Origin of the sequence: Microbacterium sp. MYb66 (genome assembly GCF_002979435.1) — a bacterium.
Taxonomy (GTDB): Bacteria; Actinomycetota; Actinomycetes; order Actinomycetales; family Microbacteriaceae; genus Microbacterium.
In genome coordinates this window covers 400,160-422,709 of record NZ_PCOV01000002.1, presented here as the reverse complement: position 1 = coordinate 422,709, position 22,550 = coordinate 400,160, and the positions used below count along the sequence as shown (strand labels likewise).

Genomic DNA, 22,550 nt, shown 5'->3' with positions numbered 1-22,550 from the left:
ACCCGAATCAGCACCACATGGAAGGACAGACAATGAAGTCACCAACGAAGGTCGTGGTCGCCGGCATCGCCGTGCTCGCGACGGTCGGCGCCCTCGCCGGATGCACCTCGAGCGGCGAAGGCGACAGCGCCGACGGCAAGACCGAGCTGCGCGTCGCGACGTTCCCCCCGGGGGCGGACGCGGCTGCCTATGATGCATTCGCCGCTCAGGAGAAGCAGTTCGAGAAGGAGCACCCCGACATCGACATCATCGGTGTCGAGTACGAGTGGGAGGGGCCGACCTTCGCCGTGCAGCTCGCCGGCGGGAGCCTGCCCGACGTCTTCACGGTTCCGTTCACGGACTCCAAGACGCTGCTGGAGAACGGGCAGCTGATGGACGTGACCGATGCGATCGAGAAGCTCGGGTACACCGACAAGTTCAACCCGATCATCCTCGACGGCGTCACCGGCGCCGACGGGAAGATCTACGGCTTCCCGCGTCAGGCGTACGCGGCCGCTCTGCACTACAACCGCGACCTGTTCGAAGCGGCCGGCCTCGACCCCGACAACCCGCCGGAGACGTGGGACGAGATCCGCGAGGCGGCCAAGGCCATCACGGATGCGACGGGCAAGGCCGGCTACGCCCAGATGGCGATCAACAACACCGGCGGCTGGCAGCTGACCTCGCAGACCGTGGCACGCGGCGGCCGCACGCAGACCGACAACGGCGACGGCACGGCCGAGTCGACGATCGACAACGAGGCCACGAAGGCCGCGCTGCAGTTCCTGCACGACGTGAAGTGGGAAGACGGCGCCTTCGGGTCGAAGGTCGACCTCGACTGGGGCACGATCAACCAGGAGTTCGCGGCCGGCAACATCGGCATGTACACCTCGGGATCCGACATCTACACCGCACTCGTGCGCGATTTCGGCATGGACTCGGAGATCTACGGCATGACGGTCGTGCCGATGGAAGGCGACGACCCCGGCACGCTCGGCGGCGGTGACATCGCCGTGATCAGCCCCACGGTCGATGACGAGACCAAGGCCGCCGCGGTGACCTGGATCGACTGGTACTACATGCAGAAGCTGATGGACGAGGACGCTGCCGTGCTCGACGCGAAGACGCTGAACGAGTCCGGCCAGGCCGTGGGAACCCCGCTGCTGCCGGTGCTCAGCCGGGAGCTCTACGAGGAGTCCCTCGTCTGGATCGCGGACTACATCAACGTCCCGGTCGAGCAGATGGCTCCGTTCAGCGATCGCATCTGGGACCAGACGCCGGTGGGCGAGCCCAAGGTCAAGACGCAGGAGGTCTATGCGCTTCTCGACACGGTCGTGCAGAAGGTCCTCACCGATCAGAACGCCGACATCGACGCTCTGCTCGCCCAGGTGCAGACCGATGCGCAGGCGAAGCTCGACGAGTAGCACTCCATGACGATGACGCTCTCCGAGCAGCGGGCGGCGGTGGAGGATTCTCCGCCGCCCGCTGTGCGCCGAACCCGCCGCCGCACGCCACTCACCTGGTTCCGCGGCGGCGGGGTCGCGAACCTCCTGTTCGTGCTTCCGATGCTGTTCGTGTTCGTGTTCTTCTCGTGGTCGCCGATCGTCCAGTCGGTGATCATGAGCCTCCAGAAGACGAACCTGATCGTCTCCGAGTGGGTCGGGTTCGACAACTACCTCGCCGTGATCGGCGACCCCGAGCTCGGCCGTGCCGTGATCAACACGCTGTGGTTCGCCGTGCTCGCCCTGCTGTTCGGGTTCCCGCTGCCGCTGCTGATGGCGGTGCTGATGAGCGAGGTGCGCCGGGGCAAGGGGCTGTATTCCGCATTGGCCTACCTCCCCGTCGTCATCCCGCCCGTGGTCGCGGTGCTGCTGTGGAAGTTCTTCTACAGCGCCGATCCGTCCGGTGTGTTCAACACCGTGCTCGGGTTCGTGGGGATCCCCCCGCAGCCCTGGATCCAGGACGCCGTGCAGGCCATGCCCTCGCTCGTGCTCGAGGCCACCTGGGCCGGGGCCGGCGGCTCGATCATCATCTACCTGGCCGCGCTCCTGGGCGTGCCGCCGGAGCTGTACGACGCGGCCGAGGTCGACGGCGCCGGCATCTGGAAGAAGATCTGGCACGTCACCCTGCCGCAGCTGCGCGGCATCCTCTTCATCATGCTGATCCTGCAGGTGATCGCCACCGCGCAGGTCTTCCTGGAGCCGTTCCTGTTCACCGGCGGCGGCCCCGCCGGAGCGACCAAGACCGTGCTCCTGTACATCTACGACAAGGCCTTCCGGAACAGTCTGGGCGGCGACTACGGCGAGGCGACGGCCGTCTCGGTGCTGCTCGCGATCGTCCTCGCCCTCCTCTCCTGGCTGTACTTCAAGCTGACCGACCGTTGGAGCACGACGTGAGCCTCACCACCCGCCTCTCGACCCGCGCCGCGGAGAAGGCGGCGGAGAAGGCCGCCGACCGCGTCGGCGATCGCACGGTCATCTCGGACTCGGAGCGCCGTCGTCCCGGCATCCGGGTCGGGATGTCGGTCACGCACGTGTTCCTCGCCGTCGGGCTGATCGTCGCCGGCCTCGGTCCGATCCTGTGGCTGGCGAAGTCGGCGATCACGCCGACCCAGGACACGCTGCAGCAGCCGTTCGCCCTCTGGCCGAACGGCATGGACTGGGAGAACCTGTCGACCGCGTGGAACGACATCCACATCGACCAGTACTTCTTCAACACGGTGATCATCGCGCTCGGCGCCTGGTTCGTGCAGCTGTTCATCGCGACGACGGCGGGCTATGCGCTCTCGGTGCTGCGTCCGGCGTACGCGCCGCTGCTGAACGCGCTGGTGCTGGCGACGCTGTTCATCCCGGGGATCGTGCTGCTCGTGCCGCTGTACCTGACGATCGTGCACCCGCCGCTGCTGGGGGATGTGAGCCTGCTCAACAACTACCTCGCCGTGTGGCTGCCCATGGGGGCGAACGCGTTCAACATCCTGCTGGTGAAGCGGTTCTTCGACAGCCTTCCCCGCGAGGTCTTCGAGGCCGCGCGCACCGATGGCGCAGGTCCCTTCCGGCTCTTCTGGTCGATCGTGCTGCCGATGTCGAAGCCGATCCTCGGCGTGGTGTCGGTGTTCGCGATCATCGCCGCCTGGAAGGACTACCTGTGGCCGATGCTGGTGCTGCCGGATCCGTCGGTGCAGCCCTTGTCGGTCCGTCTTCCCGCGGTGCAGTCGCAGACCGAGCTCGACGTGTTCCTGGCCGCGCTGGCGATCGCGACACTGATCCCGATCGCGATGTTCCTGATCTTCCAGTCGGTGTTCCTGCGCTCGGCCGGGCTCGGAGGAGCCGTGAAGGGCTAGTCCGCGGCGGACGACTCCGCGGGATGCAGGGCGTCGATGAGTGCGGCCATGATGCCGGGCATGTCGACGGTGGGATCGATCATCCACTGCAGCTGGAGTCCGTCCGAGGCCGCCTGGATCACGCGGGCGAGGGTGTCGGGGTCGAGGGAGGAGCGTCCTCCGTCGGCCCCGAAGTTGTCGGCGATCGACTCTCGCAGGCGCTCGCTGCGGTCGAGGAAGTAGCGGTGGGCCGGATGCTCGGGGTCGGCCGCGTCCACCGAGAGGCGCGAGAACAGGGCGACGAGCCCCGGGACTTCCGTGTTGTGGCGGATCACGTCGATGAACGCCGTCCTGGCCTGATCGTCGTTGAGTCCCGCGGGATCGAGTCCGTCCTGCTCGTCGCGCTTGCGGAGCACCTCGGTGAAGAGCTCCTCCTTCGATCCGAAGTAGTGGAGCAGCGCGGCGGGAGTGACACCGACGACCTCGGCGATCTCCTTGAGCGAGGCGTTCTGATAGCCCTTGCGCCCGATGACGTCGAGGGCGCTCTCCAGGATCTCCTCGCGCCGTGCCACGCCCTTCGCGTATGAACCTCGTCGTGCCATGACTCGACATTAATCCTGAATGGCGTTTGGAATCTAATACTGAAGGGCATAAGGTTTTCGCAAGGACATCGACGTCGCCCGCGAAAGGACCACCATGACCGAGAACTCGGCTTCCGACCTCACCCTCGAGGAGAAGGCGTCGCTGACCAGCGGTGCGGACTTCTGGACGACGAAGGCCATCGACCGCGTCGGCATCCCCTCGGTGATGATGACCGACGGACCGCACGGGCTGCGCAAGCAATCCGGCAGCACCGACCACCTCGGTCTCGCCGCCAGCGTCCCGGCCACCTGCTTCCCACCCGCGGTGGGCCTCGGCTCCTCCTTCGACCCGGAGATCATCGAGCGCGTGGGCGCGGCCATCGGTGTGGAGGCCGCGATCGAAGACGTCGCCGTCGTCCTCGGCCCCGGCATCAACATCAAGCGCTCGCCGTTGTGCGGACGCAACTTCGAGTACTTCTCGGAGGACCCGATCGTCTCCGGCATCCTCGGGGCCGCCTCGGTACGCGGCATCCAGTCGCAGGGCGTCGGCACCTCGCTCAAGCACTTCGCCGCCAACAACCAGGAGTTCGACCGGATGCGCGCGAGCTCCGATGTCGACCCGCGCCCCCTGCGCGAGATCTACCTCCGCGGGTTCGAGCGCGTCGTGAAGGATGCCGCACCCTGGACGGTCATGTGCTCGTACAACAAGCTCAACGGGGTGTGGACCTCGGAGGACCCGTGGCTGCTCACCAGCGTGCTGCGCGATGACTGGGGCTTCGACGGCCTCGTCGTCTCGGATTGGGGAGCCGTCAACGACCGGGTCGCGGGCGTCGCGGCCGGCCTCGACCTGGAGATGCCCGCCTCGGGTGGACGAACGGATGCGCAGCTCGTCGCGGCCGTCCGCGCCGGGACGCTCGAGGAGAGCGTGCTCGACACCGCGGCGGCCCGCGCCATCGACCTCGTCCGAAAGGCGGGGGAGCGGCCTGCCGTCGACGGTCCGCTCGATGTCGACGCGCACCACGCGCTGGCCCGCGAGGCCGCCGGCCGGTCGATCGTGCTGCTCAAGAACGACGACGCGCTGCTGCCCCTCGCGGCCGACCAGCGGATCGCCGTGATCGGGGCGTTCGCGACCGAGCCCCGCTTCCAAGGTGCGGGCTCGTCGCTGATCAACCCGACACGCGTGGACAAGGCGCTGGACGAGCTCCGTGCCGTCGGTGGGGAGAACATCGCCTACGCGGCAGGTTTCGCGGTCGAGGGCGGTGCTGTCGCGGCATCCGGTCGGAAGGCGGAGGAGCTGCGTGCCGAGGCCGTCGGCGTCGCGGCGGCGGCGGATGTGGCCGTGCTCTTCCTCGGTCTCCCCGCCGTGGAGGAGTCGGAGGGCTTCGACCGCGACCACATCGACCTGCCCGCGGAGCAGCTCGCCGTGCTCGACGCGGTGCTCGAGGTCAACCCCCGGGTCGTGGTCGTGCTGTCGAACGGCGGCGTGGTCGCGCTGCCCTTCGCCGACCGCGTGCCGGCGATCATCGAGAGCTGGCTGCTCGGCCAGGCCGGTGGCAGCGCTGTCGCCGACGTGCTCTACGGGGCGGTGAACCCCTCCGGCAAGCTGACCGAGACGGTGCCCGTGCGGCTGGAGGACAACCCGTCCTTCGGGAACTTCCCCGGAGAGTTCGGGCACGTGCGCTACGGCGAAGGCCTCCTGGTCGGCTATCGCTGGTACGACGCGAAGGGCCTCGAGGTCACCTTCCCGTTCGGCCACGGACTCTCCTACACGACGTTCGAGTACGGCTCGGCAGCGGCCGAGGTCGGTGCGGGCGGCGACATCACCGTGCGCCTCGACGTCACGAACTCCGGCGACCGCGACGGTCGCGAGATCGTCCAGGTGTATGTCGCGCCGGAGAAGTCCCTCGTGCAGCGGGCGCCGCGTGAGCTCAAGGCCTTCGCCTCCGTCGCGCTCGCCGCGGGGGAGACCCGCGCGGTCGAGCTCGTCGTCCGTCGCGAAGACCTCGCGTACTGGGATGTGCGGGTCGACCGGTGGGTCGTCGAGAGCGGTTCCTACACGCTCGATGTCGCCGCCTCCAGCCGTGACATCCGCTCGTCGGTGACGGTCGGGGTCGAGGGCGACGAGGTGCACCAGGAGCTCACCATGAACTCCTCGATCGGCGATCTGATGTCGCATCCGGTCGCGGGTCCGATCGTGCAGCAGGCCCTCGGCGGTCTGCTGGGCGGCGGCGGGGATACGGCCGCGGCCTCGATGATGCCGAACGACGAGGCGATGCAGAAGATGATGGCCTCGTTCCCGATCGGTCGCCTCGCCGGGTTCCCCGGTCTGCCCGTCACGTTCGAGCAGATCGAGCAGCTGGTGGCCGCAGCGAACGCCGACGGTCACGCCGTCGACTGATCCGGCCGCCCGATCGTCCCACCGAGGCTGAGCCCCCGCGCAGATCCGTGCGGGGGTTCGGTCGTGCTCAACCGGTCGTCGAGCGCCGCACGATCAACTCCGGCGGGAAGACGGTCTGCCGGGGGATGCTCTCGGGATCGGACGCCTCTTCCAACACGATGCGCAGCGCCGTGCGGCCGATCATCCGGCTGGGCTGGCGGATCGAGGAGAGCGGAACGGCTGCGGCCGCGGCGAACGGGATGTCGTCGAAGCCGATCAGCGCGATCTCGTCGGGGACGAGCACGCGACCCCCGGCGACGAGGGATTGCAGCAGGCCGAGCGCGAGCAGGTCGTTGGCAGCGAAGAGCGCATCCGGCCATTCGCGGCGGGGGCGGGTGAGCAGCCTCGCGCCGGCGGCGGCTCCTTCCTCCACGGTCATCGCCGAGGTGGGAACGACTTCGAGATCGATGTGCACTGACGCGTTCTCGGCGGCGGCGCGCGCACCGGCGAGTCGATCGGTGACCTGGCGCATGTCGAAGGGGCCGCCGACGAAGGCGATGCGACGGCGTCCTGCCTCGATCAGGTGCTCGACCGCGAGCCGTCCGCCCGCGACGCTGTCGACGGAGACGGATGAGAACCCGCTGTCGGCGCTGAACCTGTCGACGAGGACGGTGGCGATGCCGCTGGCGCGGAACCGGCGCAGCTGCGTCATGACGTCGCCGTACGGGGCGATCAGCAGCCCGCGCACCTGCTGTTCGCGGAAGAGGTCGAGGTAGACCTTCTCTCGGGACGGATCGTCGTCGGTGTTGCCGTAGAGGATCGCGATGCCGTGGCTGGAGGCCTCGTCCTCGGCGCCGCGGACCACATCGCTGTAGAAGGGGTTCTGCCCGTCGAGGACCACGAACCCGACCGTGGTGCTGATGCCCGCCCGCAGTTTTCGTGCAGCGTCGTTGCGCACGTATCCGAGTTCCTCGATCGCCCGGCTGACGCGCGCGACCGAATCGCTCGAGACCTCTTCCGGACGGTTCAGGACGTTCGAGACGGTGCCGACGGACACCCCGGCGCGGAGGGCGACATCGCGGATGCTGACCGGCACGTCTGTCCTCTCGTCGTCGGGTGGATCACGGTTCGGGCACCAGGGGTTGACCTGCGGCCCGCATCACATACACTAGCCTGAAACCCACCTGAATCGATTCAGGTAGATTCATTCCGAACATCATCCCCCTCAACGGAGAGGAAAGCCAGTGGTCGACGAAGCACCCGCCCGCAGTGCTCCCCCCACCGCGCTGGAGCTGCATCGCGTCGTGAAGTCCTTCGGGCCGGTCATCGCGCTGCGCTCCGGAAGCCTCACGCTGCAGTCGCGGTCGATCCATGCCCTCATCGGCGAGAACGGCGCCGGAAAGTCGACGCTCGTGAAGATCATGGCCGGGCTCTACCGTCGCGACTCGGGAGATTTCCGTCTGCACGGCGAAGACGTCGACTTCACCAGCACGGCGCAGTCGAAGGCCGCCGGCATCGCGGTGATCTACCAGGAGCCGACGCTCTTCCCCGACCTGTCGGTCACCGAGAACATCTTCATGGGCCGGCAGCCGACGGGAGCCCTGGGCCGCATCGACCGCAAGGCCATGCGCACCGAGGTCGACCAGATCTTCCGCCGCCTCGGCGTCGCGCTCGATCCCGACCGCATCACCGAGGGCCTCTCGATCGCCGACCAGCAGATCATCGAGATCGCGAAGGCAATCTCGCTCGACGCCAGCGTGCTGATCATGGATGAGCCGACAGCCGCACTCAGCGGGGTCGAGGTCGATCGGCTGTTCGCGGTCGCGCGGAGCCTGCGCGACGAGGGTCGCGCGATCCTGTTCATCTCGCACCGCTTCGACGAGGTGTTCGACCTGTGCGACACCGTCACCGTGATGCGCGACGGCGCGTACATCGACACGACGCCGATCGCCGAGACGACCGTCGACGACCTGGTGCGCCAGATGGTCGGCCGCGACGTGACCGAGCTCTTCCCGAAGCAGGAGGCGGAGGTCGGTGAACCGCTGCTCGAGGTGAGGGGGCTCACGAGCCCCGGTGTCTTCCACGACATCTCGTTCACGGTCCGCGCGGGCGAGATCGTCGCGCTCGCCGGCCTCGTCGGTGCCGGTCGCAGCGAGGTCGCACGGGCCGTGTTCGGAGTGGACGCCTACCGTGAGGGGGAGGTGCGGATGCGGGGCTCCGTGGTGCCGAGGCGCAACCCGACGGCCGCCATGCGCAACGGCCTCGCTCTCGTGCCGGAGGACCGCCGCAAGCAGGGCCTCGTGATCGACGCCAGCGTCGGCGGCAACATCACCCTCGCGATCCGCAGGAACCTCGCCAAGTGGGGCCTGATCACCACCGGCATCGAGAACCGCGCGGCCAAGGTCTGGGCCTCTCGGCTCGAGGTCAAGACGCACGCGCTCGACACGGTGGCGGCGACGCTCTCCGGCGGCAACCAGCAGAAGGTGGTGCTGGCCAAGTGGCTCGCCACCGACCCGCGCGTCCTCATCATCGACGAGCCGACCCGAGGGATCGATGTCGGCACCAAGTCCGAGGTGCACCGCCTGCTCTCGCAGCTGGCGGGCGAGGGGATGGGAATCCTGATGATCTCGTCCGAGCTCCCCGAGGTGCTCGGCATGGCCGATCGCGTGCTCGTCATGCGCGAAGGGCGGATCACCGCCGAGATCGACCGTGAGGACGCCACCAGCGAGAACGTCATGTTCGCCGCGACCCACGCATCGGAGCAGCACGCATGAGCAACACCGCACTCGCGGCATCCGCCCCGGCGATCGCGAAGAAGCCGGGAGGTATCGGCCGCGCCCGCGAGCTCGGGATCTTCGCCGCCCTCGTCCTGGTCGTCGTCGCCGCCACCGTGAAGAACCCGAACTTCCTCTTCAGCACCGACGGCTGGCGCGACCTGCTGCTGACGCCGTCGATCCTCGTGCTCGTCGCCGTCGGCCAGGCGATCGTCATCATCACCCGCAACGTCGACCTCTCGGTCGGATCGATCATGGGACTCACGGCCTTCCTCACCGGGCGTCTGTTCATCGACATCCCCGGCATCCCGATCCCCCTCGTAGTGATCGCAGCCGTGATCTTCGGCGCCCTCCTCGGACTGGTCAACGGCGCTCTGGTGGCGTTCGCCAAGGTCCCGGCGATGGTGATCACGCTGGGCACGCTGTATGCCTACCGCGGCATCAACGTGCTCTGGACCGGCAGCGACCAGGTGCACCCCTCCGACCTCCCGAAGGACTTCCTGCGCCTCGGCACGCAGCAGATCCTCACGATCCCGGTGCTGTCGATCGTCGCGATCATCGTCCTCGCGCTCGCCGCCTGGTACATGCGCAACACCCGCGGCGGCCGCGAGTACTACGCCATCGGCTCCGACCCGGCGGCCGCCGAGCTGTACGGGCTCAAGACCACGCGGCGCGTGCTGAGTGCCTTCGTCCTCTCGGGGGCACTCGCCGGTCTCGCGGGGGTCTTCTACGTGACCCGGTACGGGTCGGTGAGCTCGCAGGTCGGCTCGGGCTGGGAGTTGGACGCCGTGGGTGCGGCCGTCATCGGCGGCATCGCGATCACCGGCGGCGTCGGCTCCGTGTGGGGTGCAGCCATCGGCGCGATGCTGCTGATGACCATCAACCGGGCCCTGCCGATCCTCGGCATCCCGGACTTCTGGCAGCGCGCCGTGGTGGGTGTGCTCATCATCGGTGCGATCGTGCTCGACCGGCTGCTCGCCGTGCGGCAGAGACGGCAGCTCATCGAGGCAAGGGACGAATCATGACCACCACGACGACAGCCACGACCCGGGTGATCCGGGACTACGACCGACCGCTGTGGCGGCGCATCGTCGTCAACCGCGAGTTCGCCATCATCGCCCTGCTGGTGCTCGTCGTGATCGTCTCCGCCGTGTCGATCCGCGGCTTCGCGCAGCCGATCACCGTCAACTACCTGCTGCTCGACGTCGCTCCGATCCTGCTGATCGCCCTGCCGATGACGCTCGTCATGATCACCGGCGAGATCGACCTCTCGGTCGGCTCGATGGTGGGACTGGCCAGCGTCGTCACGGGTGTGCTCACCGAATCGGGGGCGCCGTTCGAGGTCGCCGCCCTCGCCGCTCTCGCGGTGGGCGTCATCGGCGGGGCGTTCAACGGATTCCTGGTCACGGTCGTCGGCCTTCCGTCGCTCGCCGTCACCATCGGCACCCTGGCGCTGTTCCGCGGGTTGGCCGTCGGCCTGCTGGGGACGACCGCCGTGACGGACTTCCCGGAGATGTGGACGGCGCTCGCGAAGGCCAAGATCGCCGGCACCACGATCCCCTACATCGTGATCCCGTTCCTGATCCTGCTCGCGATCTTCGTGGTGGTGCTGCACTTCACCCCTTTCGGTCGCGGCATCTACGCGATCGGGCTCTCCAAGGACGCCGCCCGGTTCTCGGGCGTGAACGTCGAGCGGACGAAGTTCATCCTGTTCATCCTCTCGGGGGTGGTCGCGGCCTTCGCCGGCATCTTCTACACGCTGCGCTTCGGCAGCGCCCGCGGCGACAACGCCACCGGCCTCGAGCTCCAGGTCATCGCGGCCGTCGTCCTCGGCGGGGTGTCGGTGTTCGGCGGGCGCGGCCATCTGCACGGCGTCGTCGCGGCAGTGCTCCTGATCGGAGTGCTCGGTAGCGGCCTCCGTCTCGCCGGAGTCACCTCCGACGTCATCAACATCATCACCGGTGGTCTGCTGATCTTCTCGGTCGTCGCAGCCAGCGTCCTCGCCTGGGCGCACCGCGTCCGCGCGAAAGCGGGCCCACCGCTCCGCGTCGCAGCCTCTCCCGCACCATGAGGCAGCCTCTCGCCGTCGGCATCCGCCTGCGGTGATCATCACGAAAGGAAGAACAATGACGTTTGCACGCAAGAGGGTCGGGGCGTTCGCCGCCGTGGCCGTCGCCGCAGCGCTCGTGCTGACCGGCTGCGCCGACACCGGCAGCGGGTCGGGCGACTCGGGCTCGGGCGAGGGCGGCGGGTCCGACAACCTGTCCATCACGTTCCTGCCCAAGAACCTCGGCAACCCCTACTTCGACACCTCCAGCGAGGGAGGCAAGAAGGCCGTCGAGGAGTTCGGCGGAACGTTCGCCGAAGTCGGCCCGGCCGAAGCCACCCCCGACGCCCAGGTGAGCTACATCAACACCGCCACGCAGCAGGCGGTCGGCGCGCTCGTCGTCTCGGCGAACGACCCGAAGGCCATCTGCGACGCGCTTAACGAGGCGCGGGACGCCGGTGTGAAGGTCGTCACCTTCGACTCCGACACCAACCCCGAGTGCCGCGACGTGTTCATCAACCAGGCCGATTCCGAGGGCATCGCCAAGGTGCAGATCGACCAGGTCGCCGAGCAGATCGGCGGGGCCGGCGAGATCGCCATCCTGTCGGCATCCGCGAACGCCACCAACCAGAACGCCTGGATCGACCTGATGAAGGAGTACGTCGCGAGCGACTACCCCGACATCACGATCGTCGAGACGGTCTACGGTGACGACGACGACCAGACCTCGTTCGACAAGACGGCCGCGCTGCTGCAGAGCCACCCCGAACTGAAGGGCATCGTCTCGCCCACCACGGTCGGCATCGCGGCTGCGGCGCGCTACCTGTCCACCTCGGACTACAAGGGCAAGGTCGCACTGACCGGGCTCGGCACGCCGAACCAGATGCGCGAGTACGTGGAGGACGGCACCGTCACCTCGTTCGCGCTGTGGAACCCGGCCGACCTCGGCTACCTGTCGGCCTTCGCAGCGAAGGCGCTCGTCGAGGGCGAGATCACCGGCAAGGAGGGCGACACCTTCGAGGCGGGCGACCTGGGTGAGTACACGGTCGGCGCGGACGGCGTCGTCCTGCTCGGCGACCCGTTCGTGTTCACCGCGGACAACATCGGCGAGTTCGACTTCTGAGTCGCCTCGCAGGAGGGCGTCGGGGCCTCGGCTCCGGCGCCCTCTTCGTGCGCCACGCGGTGAGGGGCGGACTTCTCGGCGACGGGCGGATGGCGGTCACTCGATCGTCCGCCCGACGGCGGGAACTCCGCCACAGGCGTCGTCCCGCCGACCGCGGTCAGCGAGGGTCGAAGCGCTCCGGGGCGTGGGTCGCGGCGACCAGGGCGCGCAGCTCCTCGAGAGTGGCGGGGGCGGCGTCGAGCGCACGCGCCTGCACGAGCACGTTGCCGAGCGCGGTGGCCTCGACAGGCCCGGCGAGTACCGGCAGTCCCGTGCGGTCGGCGGTCGCCTGGCACAGGAGCCGGTTCAGCGACCCGCCGCCCACCAGGTGGATGGCGTCGAGCTCACGACCGGAGAGGTCCGCGGCGGTCTGCACGGCATCAGCGAACGCGGCGGCGATCGACTCCACGATCGAGCGCGCGAATGCCGCCCTGGTGGTCGGGGCCGCTGCGCCCAGCAGAGCGGCGATCCTCGCGGGCATGTCGCCGGGGGAGCCGAGCGACGAGTCGTTCGCGTCGAACACCGGCACCTCTCCGGTGACCTCGGATGCCGCGGACAGCAGCTCCGGCAGGTCGATGCCCGCGCCGTCCTCCGTCTCCCATGCGCGCACCGTCTCGCTGAGCAGCCAGAGGCCCGTGACGTTGTGCAGGAACCGGTAGCGGCCGTCGACTCCGAGCTCGTGCGTGAAGTTCGCCTCGCGTGCGGCATCCGTCAGCACCGGCGCCGTCAACTCGATGCCGACCAGACCCCAGGTGCCGCAGGAGATGTAGGCGGAGTGCGGAGTCGAGAGCGGCGCCGCGACGACGGCGGATGCGGTGTCGTGCGAGCCGACCGCGATCACGGGGAGATCCTTGCCGAGCAGGGCGGCGATCTCCGGGCGGACGGTGCCGACCGTCGAGCCGGGGTCGACGAGTCGCGGCAGGATGCGGGAGGGGATGCCGAGGCGTTCGGCCAGGTTCGTGTCCCACTCGGTGTCCGCGACTCCGAGCAGGCCGGTGGTCGAGGCGTTCGTGCGCTCGGCGACCGCGACTCCGGTGAGGAGGAACGCGATGAGGTCGGGGATCAGGAGTGCGACGTCGGCCTCGGCGAGGCGCTCCTCGACGCGGTACTGGTACAGGGTGTTGAACGGGAGGAACTGCAGGCCGTTCCGGGTGTAGAGGTCCGCGAAGGGAGTGATCCCGTGCACCTCGGCGACGCCGCGTGCCGTGCGGTCGTCGCGGTAGTGGAACGGCTCGGCGAGAAGCGCGCCGTCCTTCAGCAGGCCGTAGTCGACGGCCCAGGAGTCGATGCCGATGCTCTCGATGTCCGGCTCCCGACGCACCGCCTCGGCGAGACCCGCGACGACGTGCTCGTACAGGGCCGCGAAGTCCCAGTGCAGGCCGTCCTCGCGCTCGACGGGGCCGTTGGGGAACCGCGAGACGAGTTCGAGGTCGAGCCTCCCGTCGCCGACGCGACCGATCATCACGCGTCCGCTGGTGGCGCCGAGGTCGACGGCCGCGACCGCGCGCACGGTCATCGCTTCGCCCTCCCGTCGACCGGCCCCTTCGCGTGCGAGCCGCCCCCTGGTTCGCTGCGAACGAGGGGGCCGCTCGCATGCAAGGGGGTGGCTCCGCCTCGACCACGGGCGGGTCGAACGGGAGCGGGCCGATCGAGGATCATCGCAGGAACGCCGCGGCCACGCCGGAGTCGACGGGGATGTGCAGGCCCGTGGTGCGGCTGAGCTCGGGGCCGGTCAGTACGTACACCGCGTCTGCCACATTCTCGGGCACGACTTCCCGCTTGAGGATCGTGCGGTTCGCGTAGAACTGGCCGAGGTCCTCCTCCGCGACCCCGTATGTCGCGGCACGGTTCGCACCCCAGCCCGAGGCGAAGATGCCGGAGCCGCGGACGACGCCGTCGGGGTTGATGCCGTTCACACGGATACCGTACTCGCCGAGCTCGACCGCGAGCAGTCGCACCTGGTGGGCCTGGTCGGCCTTCGTCGCGGAGTAGGCGATGTTGTTCGGCCCCGCGAAGACCGAGTTCTTCGACGAGATGTAGATGATGTCGCCGCCGAGCTTCTGGTCGATGAGCACGCGCGCCGCGGCCTTCGACACGAGGAAGGAGCCCTTCGCCATCACGTCGTGCTGCAGGTCCCAGTCCTTCTCGGTGGTCTCCAGCAGCGGCTTGGACAGCGACAGGCCGGCGTTGTTCACGACGAGATCGACACCGCCGAACGCGAGCACCGCCTCGTTCAGCGCGGCCTGCACGGCATCGGCATCCGCGACGTTCGCAGCGACGCCGATCGCGACATCCGTGTTCCCGAGCTCGGCTGCGGCGGCGCGCGCCTTCTCGAGGTCGAGGTCGGCGATGACGACGCAGGCGCCTTCCGCGGCGAGGCGGGTGGCGATCGCCTTGCCGATGCCGGATGCGGCACCTGTGACGAAGGCGATGCGCCCCTGATGCGACTTCGGCTTCGGCATCCGCTGCAGCTTGGCCTCTTCCAGCGCCCAGTACTCGATGCGGAACTTCTCGGCGTCCGAGATGGGGGAGTAGGTCGACAGCGCCTCGGCGCCGCGCATCACGTTGATCGCGTTGACGTAGAACTCGCCGGCGACCCGGGCCGTCTGCTTGTTGGCGCCGTAGGAGAACATTCCGACCCCGGGCACCAGCACGATGAGCGGATCGGCGCCGCGGATGGCGGGAGACTCGGACGTCGCGTGCGCGTCGTAGTAGGCCTGGTAGTCCGCGCGGTACTGCTCGTGCAGCTCGTGCAGGCGGGCGATCTGCTCGTCGACGGATGCCGTGACGGGCAGGTCGAGGATCAGCGGCTTCACCTTGGTGCGCAGGAAGTGGTCGGGGCAGCTCGTGCCGAGAGCCGCCAGGGCGGGGGCCTTCTCGGATGCCAGGAAGTCGAGCACCTCGTCGGCGTCGGTGAAGTGTCCGACCATCGGCCTGTCGGTCGAGGCGATGCCGCGGATCGTGCCGGCGAGGGCTGCCGCGCGCTCCTTCCGCTCCGCCGCAGCGAGAGCTTCGAAGCCGGAGCGCACCTCACCGAACGGCTGGGCCTTGCCGTGCTCCGCGATGTAGGCGGCCGCGGTGTCGATGATCCAGAGGGAGTTCGCCTCGGCGTCCTCCGAGGTGTCGCCCCAGGCGGTGATGCCGTGACCGCCGAGGATCGTGCCGATCGCCTGCGGGTTCTGCTTCTTGATCTCCGCGATGTCGAGCCCGAGCTGGAATCCGGGGCGGCGCCACGGCACCCACACGACCTTGTCGCCGAAGATGGTCGAGGTCAGCGCCTCGCCGTCGGCGGCGGTGGCGATCGCGATGCCGGAGTCGGGGTGCAGGTGATCGACGTGCGCGGCATCCACGAGGCCGTGCATGGCGGTGTCGATCGAGGGGGCCGCGCCGCCCTTGCCGTGCAGGCAGTAGTCGAAGGCCGCGACCATCTCGTCTTCACGCTCGATGCCGGGATACACGTCGACGAGCGCGCGCATCCGGTCGAGGCGCAGAACCGCGAGGCCGCTCTCCTTCAGCGTGCCGAGGTCTCCGCCCGATCCTTTGACCCACATCAGCTCGACGGGCCGGCCCGTCACGGGATCGGTGTCGGTGCCCTTGGCGGAGGTGTTCCCGCCGGCGTAGTTCGTGTTCTTCGGGTCGGCGCCGAGGCGGTTCGACCGGGCGATGAGGGCGGCGGCGGTGGCGTTGGTCACGATTCTCCAAGAAGAGGGCGGCGCGCACGGCGGCGCGTACCGGTGGTGTTACTTCTTGTGAAATATAACATGAACCAACCTTCAAGAGAAGGATCAGAGGATGTCGGCTGTCGCCCGGAACACATCCAGCCGCTCGTCTGCGGGATCGAGCTCCGTGACGAGAACCGAGATCTCCTCGCGCTCCAGGGCGCGGGCGACCGAGCGGCGCTCGAGCTTGCTGGAGTCGATGCAGACGACCGTGGTCCCGGCGTTCGCCGCCATCGCCTGTTTCAGCTCGGCTTCCTCCACCGAGACCTCGGAGGTGCCGTCCGCGCTGTCGAGCGCATCCGCCGAGGAGAAGAAGATGTCGAAATACACCGAGCGCATGCTTCGGCGCGCGATGGGGCCGACCAGGCTCCCGGTCGTCGGCTCGGCGGTGCCTCCGGAGATCACCGCCGTCACGCCGTCGAGCGGGTGCAGCAGCTGGAACGACTCGAAGGAGTTCGTGTACGCCGTGAGTCCGGCGCGCGGACCGATCGTCGAGGCGAGCATGTTCACCGTGGTCGAGGCGTCGAGGGCGATGCTGCCCTGATCGGGGACGAGCTGCAGTGCCTTCTCGGCGATGGCCCGCTTCGCGCTCGCGCGGATGGCACGGCGAGCATCGAACGGGCGGGCCTTCGGAGCCGCGGCGGCTCCGCCCCGGACACGCCGCACCCTGCCCTCGGCTTCCAGCTCGAGCAGGTCCCGGCGGATCGTCATCGACGAGACGGAGAAGAGCTCGGCGGCCGCCTCGATCATGACGCCCTGGGGACTGTTCGCGAGTTCGACGAGTTCGTCGCGACGTCGTTGCGCCTCGAGGTTGCCGGAAAGAGCCATGGGAGGAATCTATCCGGTGCCCGCGGGGAGCCGCCGAACCGTGCTCGCTCGGGCCCGCCGCACCGACCGACGGCGTGCGACCTACGTGCGTCGCGCGAACCGCTACAGAGCTCCGGCGAAGCCGTACCGATATACGGGGCTGCGGACACCGCGGCTCGAGTCCCGGAAACAGAATCGGAAGAGCCGATGCAGCTGACGTCCACCACCACCCGAGGAGAAACCCCATCGTGTCGAAGCCGCAGACCCCACTGCTCACCGCCGCGTATCGCCGAGTGATCGCCGGCGTGCTCAGCCTCGGGGTGCTGATCGCTGCGGTCGTCATCGCGAACCCGGCGACGGCGGCCACGGCCGCGCCACCCACCTTCAGCTACGCCGGCGAGGTGACCGCCGCCACTGCGCTGAGCTACAACCCGACCGGGGAGTTCATCTTCCCCAGTGTGTTCCATGCCGGAGCACACCTGGAGTCTCCTCTCGGCGAGTGGTATCTCTACTACGCGCCGCACGAGAATCCAGGCGGCATCTCACTCATGTACGCGGACTCGCTCGACGGCCCGTGGACCGAGTACGAGAAGAACCCCGTCATCGCCAACGTCTGGGCGCCGCACTACTCCGTCAATCACGTCTCCAGCGGCGACGCCATCTGGAACACGGCGGAGGACACGATGTTCCTCTACTTCCACGGAGGCAATGACGCGACCCGCTACGCGACTTCGGACGACGGGGTGACCTTCGCCTACGGCGGCGTCGCGGTGGACAACGCGATGGGCGGCGCGAAGACGACCGAGACCGCGTATGCCCGCGTGTTCGAGCACCCTGATCCCGATTCGGCGTTCGCATACGGGATGTTCTATATGGAGAACACCTCGGCGAACTCCCGCCGGATCCGCATCGCCGAGTCGGTCGACGGACGATCGTGGACGGTGCGCCCCGATCCGATCGTGGTCCCGGGTGCGCTCGATGCGGGCAACGTCTCGGCGGCCAACCTCTGGGAGTGGGACGACCAGCTGTACGTCATCTATCACGGCTCCTCCGGGCGCATCTCGGCGCGACCGATCGACGCGACCCTCACCGACGTGGGTGCGGCAGTGAACCTGCACAAGGCGTCGGGGGTCGCGCCGGACGCCGGACGTGTCGCCTCCCCCGAAGTGGTGACGGTCGGATCGCGGACGTACCTGTTCTATGAGGGCGGGACGCGCCTGGATGCTCGGATCGCGTACGCCGTCCACGACGCGGGCAGCGGACCCACGCCCACGCCGACGCCGACGCCGACGCCGACGGCCACGGCTTCCCCTTCCGTCTTCGATATCACTCGATCGGTCGCGGCCGGGTGCACGAGCGACTCCCGAGCGTCTCTGACGTTCCGAGTGCAGAACGCCTCGACCGCGACGGCGGACATTCGCGTGATCTCGCCGCTCGGGGAACAGCTGTTCGCCAAGGTGCCGGCCGGGGCGAGTCGCAGCGTGACGTTCACCGCGGCCGGCGCCGAAGCGGCCGCCGGTTCCTCGACCGTCCGGGGATTCGCCCGCATGGACGGAGGGAGCCGTCTTCAGGAGTGGACGCTGGGCCACGATTCCATCGACTGCGGCGAGCAACCTCGTTGAGGACGTGGCCTCGTGGCATGGTGCGCCCGGTATCGCTCCCTCGTTTCGGCGGCCGATTTCTGCCTGATGACGGCCGGCCTGATCGGGTCTACTGTGTGAACATGCGAGTGGCCGCCGGTGGCGCATCTCCGACCTCGCCGGTCCTCGCCGATCGACGTGGACAGCGGAGTGTCCGGTGGAGTGCGTCCGTCTTGGCGGTCGCTCTCTGGGTGCTGGGAATGACACTCGTCTCGGCCGCTCCTCCCGCAGCCGCCGCGTTCCCTCACGCCGTGGCCTACGACGCCGTCGTCAACGGCGACTTCCTCATGGCGGGCAACGGCGTGCTGGAGTGCGCCGCCGTGGGAACCAACACCTGCAATCAACTGCACAGCGGCGCAGGCGGCGTGCACAACAACGTCACCGACATGACCCATACCCGCGCCGTCCCGCAGCTGACGGATGCCGGTGCGGAGAACAGCTCCAGTGCGCGCCTCACGATCCCCGCCGGGGCGAACGTGGTCTACGCGCAGCTCTCCTGGATGGGGTCGAGCGGGGTGTCCACCGGAGCGACACCCACCAACAGCACCGGCATCTATTGCAGCGTGCCGGCGGGCATCCCCGCCGATCGCCAGATCATGGTGCAGCGGGGGGCGTCCGGACCGATCTCGGCGGTCGCACCGGACATGATCGACGGGGGAACGCCGCCGGCCGCGGGCCGGGCGGGGATCTACGTCGCCAACGCCGACGTGACGTCGCTGTTCCAGAGCGGGGAGAGCGGGACCGAGGAGACGATCTCGGTCGGGAACCTCTGGACGGGGACCGGGCGCTCGTGCTTCGCCGGATGGAGCCTCACAGTCGTCTACGACCACGGGGCGTTCGAGCCGACGGACTCGACCACCGCCTCGCACCGCGTCGTCATCTACCGCGGCTCGCAGGACCTGGCCCCGGGCGGCAACCGGAACTTCTCGCTCACCGGCTTCACCGCTGCCGGATCCGGCGCGCGGGTCGGGTACTTCCTCGCCGAAGGCGACCACGCCGACTCCGGGGACTTCGGGCAGTACACGACGTCGTCGAACACCACGCCGACCCGGTTGCAGAACGATGAGGGAGCGACGAACAATATCGCGATCTCGCGGGCGCCGAGTGGCGTGCCCTTCCCCGACTATGCAGCGGCGACTCCCTTCACCAACGCCTCCGTCGACATCGCGACAAGTCCGCTCTCCGGCCTCGCCCCCGGGGACACCTCGCTCACATTCCAGTTCGGCACCGGCGGCGACGGCTTCACGATCATGGACGTGGTGCTTTCGCTCCCGGTGTCCGACCTCGACATCACCGTCACACCGACCCAGGTGCGGACGTCTGCCGAGGCATCCTCCTTCGACGTGGTGGTCCGCAACCCCGGCTCCGTCCCGCTCAGCGCACTCACGATCACGTCGCCGATCGCCCTCTCATCCTGCAGCGGTCTGCCGCCGGGCGCGGTGCTCGAGGGGAACACCATCACCGGGTTCGCGGTGCTGAACGGCAATGCCACCATCGTGCTGCAGTGCGCCGCACCCGCGGCCGGGGCGGTGATCGGCTGTTTCGAGGCCCGCGCGGCCGATCCTTCGGGAGCCGAGGTCGCCGACGGTGCTCCCACCGTCGTCGGACTTCTCGCGGTGAGCCTGTCGAAGACGCCCTCTGCGGCCGACGTGCCCCGTGGCAGCGCCGTCACCTGGACGATCACCGTGGTGAACACCGGCACCGTTCCGCTCGAATCGGTGGAGGTCGCCGACGCTGCGGCGCCCGGCTGCGATCGAGTCCTCGGCACTCTCGCGCCGCTGTCCACGACCACGGTCGATTGCACGTCGGTCTTGGAGGAGGGCATGACCAACACTGCCGAACTCGCCTCGGCCTCGCGGTCCACCGGCGGCCTGTCGGTGGACACCGCGGCGACCGCATCCGCCGCGGTCAGCGGTGTGGAGCTCAGCAAGACGGTCGACCGTGACTCGGTCACCGCCGGGCAGCAGGTGACCTTCGGCCTGACCGTCACCAACACCGGGGAGGTCGATCTGACGGACGTCGTCATCGACGACCCGCTCTTCCCCGCGTGCACCGTGGCGATCGGGGCGCTCGCTGCCGGCGCGACCGAGACGAGCGACTGCACGGTGCGTCTGACGGCAGCGTCGGCACCCTCCGTCGTGAACGTCGCGACGGTCACCGCGCTCACCCCCGCCGGGCAGACGCTGACGACCGAGGACAGCGAGCGCGTCGAGGTGGTCGTCCCGCCCACTCCGCCTGTCCCGCCCGATACGCCTGATGCCGAGGGCTCGCTGCCCACGACGGGAATCGACCCCGCGGCGAGCCTCCTGGCAGGCGCCGGGCTCCTTCTGGTCGGCCTTCTGCTCACGCGGAGGCGCGGCGCACCGACCGGGCCCTGACGAGCACGAAGCCACCGATGAGCAAGGCGATGGCGAGCGGAAGACCCCACACTTCGCCGCCGGTCCGGGCCAGGCCCTGAGACGGTTCGTCGGGGACGTCCGGTGGCGGCACCAGCTCGGCGGTGTTCTGCACGGTGACGTCCACGTTCGTGGCTGTCACGATCGTGAACGTCGCCCCGGCTCCGGCCGCTGTCACTCCGCTGCCCACGTACGTCGACGCACCCCAGGTCACTCCGGCGATCGGTGCGGGTGCGGCCTCCTCGATCCTGACGACTGTTCCTTCGGCCACCGGTCCGATCGGTGCGCTCGTCTCTCCCGCCAGAAGAGATACCGCCCCCGTGACCGTCCCGCCCGGTGACGTGTACGAGTAGGCGATCGTGTACGCCGTGTCTCCCGGTACGAGCAATGCCCCCGAGCCGGAAAGTGCCTTGCTCACGGTGAACGTGCCGGGGTCGGGCGGCGGCACGAGCTCGACGGAGTTCTGCACCGCCACATCGACGTTCGCACCGGTCACGATCGTGACCTGTGCGCCTCCCGCGGTCGGACTCACCCCCGTTCCGCTGTACGTCGCCGTACCCCAGGTCGCACCCTCGACGGGCGCCGGCGGGGTCTCGGTGAGGGTCACGACCGTCCCTGGCGGAATCGGCCCGATCGCTGCGCTCGTCTGCCCGGCGACCACGTCGATGACGCCGGTCACCGGGCCGCCTGCCGCCGGGTAGGAGTAGGTGATCGAGTACGCGGTGTCGGCCGGCACGAGTGCGGTGCCGGAACCCGAGAGTGTCTTGCTGACGGTGAAGGTGCCGGGCTCGTCGCCCTCACCGCCCCCTCCCGAGCCGATGTACGTGATCGACCCTGACGCCGCGGTGAATCCGACGCCGGAGACCGTGTTGGTGAAGACGTCGCCCGCGACGGTGCCGGGAGGGACTGACATCCGGTAGCGGAGACGGTAGATCGCGTCAGCGGGCACCGGGCCGTTCAGCGTCAGGGTGAATGACGATGTGGGGGGATCGTCGGCGATGACGTAGTCGGCCGGCTCCGTGAGGACGACGAAGTCCGCATCGGTGAACGCGCCGCCGTTCCAATCCGCGATGAGCACGTAGCCGACCTGCATGGAGGCGGGGACGAAGGTCAGGCCGGGTGTGAAGGTGTCGGTGATGACCTCACCGGCCGTCATCTGATTGCTCGGCACATAGACGTCCCATTCGAGGTGGTCGCCGTCGGTCGTGACGACACCGGCCTTCTCGGCTTCTGCGGGCGGGCCCCACGCGTCCTTGTCGACGATCTCGCCGCCCGGCACGGCAACGTCGATCGAACGGCCGCCGCTGGTGGTGAAGGTGAGCGTGTCGCTGTCGCTGGTCTCCTGCGCCTGGGCCCAGAAGAAGAGACTGCCGCTGACGTTGTCGTGGGTGAGCACGTAGTCGCCGAGCACGCACTCGATGCCGGTGCTGGTGACCGTGCACGAGCCGACTTCCTCCGCATCAGGCGACTCCAGGATGAAGGAATCGGTGACGCCCACGAGCAGAGGCGTGCTGGGGAACGTCAATCCGAAGGTGTCTCCGGGAACTGCGGTGTCGGGGACGACCCAGGTCGCCTCGAGCCGGAAGTTCTCGAAGACGGTGAGGGTGTCGGTCGGTTCGACGATCGTGACGGAGGTGATGCCGTCGAGGTCGACTGCCTGCGCGGCGCCGGCCGGCAGCAGACTCGCGGCCAGGATCGTGACGAGCGCGGCGGGAGCGGCCCACCGCGTCGATCGCTTGTGCATGCCGG

The 22,550-nt window shown here is 68.9% G+C and carries 16 protein-coding genes; 10 read left to right on the top strand and 6 right to left on the bottom strand.

Going from position 1 to position 22,550, the window contains the following annotated elements; translation table 11 throughout:
* Nucleotides 1-32: 32 nt before the first annotated feature.
* Genes CQ045_RS05850 through CQ045_RS05840 form a run of 3 tightly spaced genes read left to right on the top strand, consistent with a single transcriptional unit; the run spans nucleotide 33 to nucleotide 3,319 of the window.
* On the top strand, nucleotides 33-1,403 hold the full coding sequence (locus CQ045_RS05850) for an ABC transporter substrate-binding protein (RefSeq protein ID WP_105721730.1): 1,371 nt from the start codon (nucleotides 33-35) through the stop codon (nucleotides 1,401-1,403).
* Nucleotides 1,404-1,409: 6 nt separating this feature from the next.
* Nucleotides 1,410-2,375, top strand: a complete 966-nt coding sequence (locus CQ045_RS05845) for a carbohydrate ABC transporter permease (protein WP_181156456.1) — start codon at nucleotides 1,410-1,412, stop codon at nucleotides 2,373-2,375.
* Entirely contained in the window at nucleotides 2,372-3,319 is a 948-nt protein-coding gene (locus CQ045_RS05840) for a carbohydrate ABC transporter permease (protein WP_105721729.1), read from the top strand. Before CQ045_RS05845 ends, CQ045_RS05840 begins: the two co-directional genes overlap by 4 nt.
* Here CQ045_RS05840 and CQ045_RS05835 read toward each other — a convergent pair.
* Nucleotides 3,316-3,900 carry a TetR/AcrR family transcriptional regulator gene (locus CQ045_RS05835; protein WP_105721728.1) on the bottom strand — a complete coding sequence of 195 codons (585 nt, stop codon included), beginning with the start codon at nucleotides 3,898-3,900 and terminating at the stop codon, nucleotides 3,316-3,318. The genes CQ045_RS05840 and CQ045_RS05835 overlap by 4 nt on opposite strands.
* A 94-nt stretch (nucleotides 3,901-3,994) precedes the next feature.
* Here CQ045_RS05835 and CQ045_RS05830 point away from each other — a divergent pair, with 94 nt between their 5' ends.
* Nucleotides 3,995-6,277 carry a glycoside hydrolase family 3 C-terminal domain-containing protein gene (locus CQ045_RS05830; protein ID WP_105721727.1) on the top strand — a complete coding sequence of 761 codons (2,283 nt, stop codon included), beginning with the start codon at nucleotides 3,995-3,997 and terminating at the stop codon, nucleotides 6,275-6,277.
* Between the two features lie 67 nt (nucleotides 6,278-6,344).
* On the opposite strand, the gene CQ045_RS05825 is transcribed toward CQ045_RS05830, so the two are convergent.
* Entirely contained in the window at nucleotides 6,345-7,352 is a 1,008-nt protein-coding gene (locus CQ045_RS05825; RefSeq protein WP_105721726.1) for a LacI family DNA-binding transcriptional regulator, read from the bottom strand.
* A gap of 148 nt (nucleotides 7,353-7,500) precedes the next feature.
* Here CQ045_RS05825 and CQ045_RS05820 point away from each other — a divergent pair, with 148 nt between their 5' ends.
* Genes CQ045_RS05820 through rhaS form a run of 4 tightly spaced genes read left to right on the top strand, consistent with a single transcriptional unit; the run spans nucleotide 7,501 to nucleotide 12,200 of the window.
* Nucleotides 7,501-9,030, top strand: coding sequence for a sugar ABC transporter ATP-binding protein (locus CQ045_RS05820; RefSeq protein ID WP_105721725.1), 1,530 nt, complete (start codon nucleotides 7,501-7,503; stop codon nucleotides 9,028-9,030).
* Nucleotides 9,027-10,055 carry an ABC transporter permease gene (locus CQ045_RS05815; RefSeq protein ID WP_105721724.1) on the top strand — a complete coding sequence of 343 codons (1,029 nt, stop codon included), beginning with the start codon at nucleotides 9,027-9,029 and terminating at the stop codon, nucleotides 10,053-10,055. Before CQ045_RS05820 ends, CQ045_RS05815 begins: the two co-directional genes overlap by 4 nt.
* Nucleotides 10,052-11,101 carry an ABC transporter permease gene (locus tag CQ045_RS05810; protein WP_181156455.1) on the top strand — a complete coding sequence of 350 codons (1,050 nt, stop codon included), beginning with the start codon at nucleotides 10,052-10,054 and terminating at the stop codon, nucleotides 11,099-11,101. Before CQ045_RS05815 ends, CQ045_RS05810 begins: the two co-directional genes overlap by 4 nt.
* A 55-nt stretch (nucleotides 11,102-11,156) precedes the next feature.
* Nucleotides 11,157-12,200 (top strand): rhamnose ABC transporter substrate-binding protein, encoded by a 1,044-nt coding sequence (gene rhaS, locus CQ045_RS05805; RefSeq protein WP_105721723.1) that lies wholly within the window; start codon nucleotides 11,157-11,159, stop codon nucleotides 12,198-12,200.
* Between the two features lie 157 nt (nucleotides 12,201-12,357).
* Here rhaS and CQ045_RS05800 read toward each other — a convergent pair whose 3' ends face one another.
* The 3 genes from CQ045_RS05800 to CQ045_RS05790 all read right to left on the bottom strand — a co-directional run bounded on the left by CQ045_RS05800 (nucleotide 12,358) and on the right by CQ045_RS05790 (nucleotide 16,786).
* On the bottom strand, nucleotides 12,358-13,755 hold the full coding sequence (locus CQ045_RS05800) for a rhamnulokinase family protein (protein WP_105721722.1): 1,398 nt from the start codon (nucleotides 13,753-13,755) through the stop codon (nucleotides 12,358-12,360).
* 139 nt (nucleotides 13,756-13,894) lie between these two features.
* Nucleotides 13,895-15,931 carry a bifunctional aldolase/short-chain dehydrogenase gene (locus CQ045_RS05795; RefSeq protein WP_105721721.1) on the bottom strand — a complete coding sequence of 679 codons (2,037 nt, stop codon included), beginning with the start codon at nucleotides 15,929-15,931 and terminating at the stop codon, nucleotides 13,895-13,897.
* Nucleotides 15,932-16,024: 93 nt separating this feature from the next.
* Nucleotides 16,025-16,786 carry a DeoR/GlpR family DNA-binding transcription regulator gene (locus tag CQ045_RS05790; RefSeq protein ID WP_105721720.1) on the bottom strand — a complete coding sequence of 254 codons (762 nt, stop codon included), beginning with the start codon at nucleotides 16,784-16,786 and terminating at the stop codon, nucleotides 16,025-16,027.
* A gap of 227 nt (nucleotides 16,787-17,013) precedes the next feature.
* Between CQ045_RS05790 and CQ045_RS05785 the strand changes: the two genes are divergently transcribed.
* Together CQ045_RS05785 and CQ045_RS05780 are read left to right on the top strand one after the other, a co-directional pair.
* Entirely contained in the window at nucleotides 17,014-18,387 is a 1,374-nt protein-coding gene (locus tag CQ045_RS05785; RefSeq protein WP_105721719.1) for a hypothetical protein, read from the top strand.
* A 218-nt stretch (nucleotides 18,388-18,605) separates the two neighbouring features.
* A complete protein-coding gene (locus tag CQ045_RS05780; RefSeq protein ID WP_181156454.1) occupies nucleotides 18,606-20,783 on the top strand; it encodes a DUF11 domain-containing protein in 2,178 nt (725 codons plus the stop codon).
* On the opposite strand, the gene CQ045_RS05775 is transcribed toward CQ045_RS05780, so the two are convergent.
* Nucleotides 20,749-22,545, bottom strand: coding sequence for a DUF5979 domain-containing protein (locus tag CQ045_RS05775; protein ID WP_105721717.1), 1,797 nt, complete (start codon nucleotides 22,543-22,545; stop codon nucleotides 20,749-20,751). The two genes, CQ045_RS05780 and CQ045_RS05775, sit on opposite strands and share 35 nt — an antisense overlap.
* Between the last annotated feature and the right edge of the window lie 5 nt (nucleotides 22,546-22,550).

Excerpts from the sequence above, each read along its gene's own strand:
- CQ045_RS05850 (WP_105721730.1), top strand. The coding sequence starts at position 33 with ATGAAGTCACCAACGAAGGTCGTGGTCGCCGGCATCGCCGTGCTCGCG.
- CQ045_RS05845 (WP_181156456.1), top strand. The coding sequence starts at position 1,410 with ATGACGATGACGCTCTCCGAGCAGCGGGCGGCGGTGGAGGATTCTCCG.
- CQ045_RS05835 (WP_105721728.1), bottom strand. The coding sequence starts at position 3,900 with ATGGCACGACGAGGTTCATACGCGAAGGGCGTGGCACGGCGCGAGGAG.
- CQ045_RS05830 (WP_105721727.1), top strand. The coding sequence starts at position 3,995 with ATGACCGAGAACTCGGCTTCCGACCTCACCCTCGAGGAGAAGGCGTCG.
- CQ045_RS05815 (WP_105721724.1), top strand. The coding sequence starts at position 9,027 with ATGAGCAACACCGCACTCGCGGCATCCGCCCCGGCGATCGCGAAGAAG.
- CQ045_RS05810 (WP_181156455.1), top strand. The coding sequence starts at position 10,052 with ATGACCACCACGACGACAGCCACGACCCGGGTGATCCGGGACTACGAC.
- rhaS (WP_105721723.1), top strand. The coding sequence starts at position 11,157 with ATGACGTTTGCACGCAAGAGGGTCGGGGCGTTCGCCGCCGTGGCCGTC.
- CQ045_RS05800 (WP_105721722.1), bottom strand. The coding sequence starts at position 13,755 with ATGACCGTGCGCGCGGTCGCGGCCGTCGACCTCGGCGCCACCAGCGGA.
- CQ045_RS05790 (WP_105721720.1), bottom strand. The coding sequence starts at position 16,786 with ATGGCTCTTTCCGGCAACCTCGAGGCGCAACGACGTCGCGACGAACTC.
- CQ045_RS05780 (WP_181156454.1), top strand. The coding sequence starts at position 18,606 with ATGACACTCGTCTCGGCCGCTCCTCCCGCAGCCGCCGCGTTCCCTCAC.
- CQ045_RS05775 (WP_105721717.1), bottom strand. The coding sequence starts at position 22,545 with ATGCACAAGCGATCGACGCGGTGGGCCGCTCCCGCCGCGCTCGTCACG.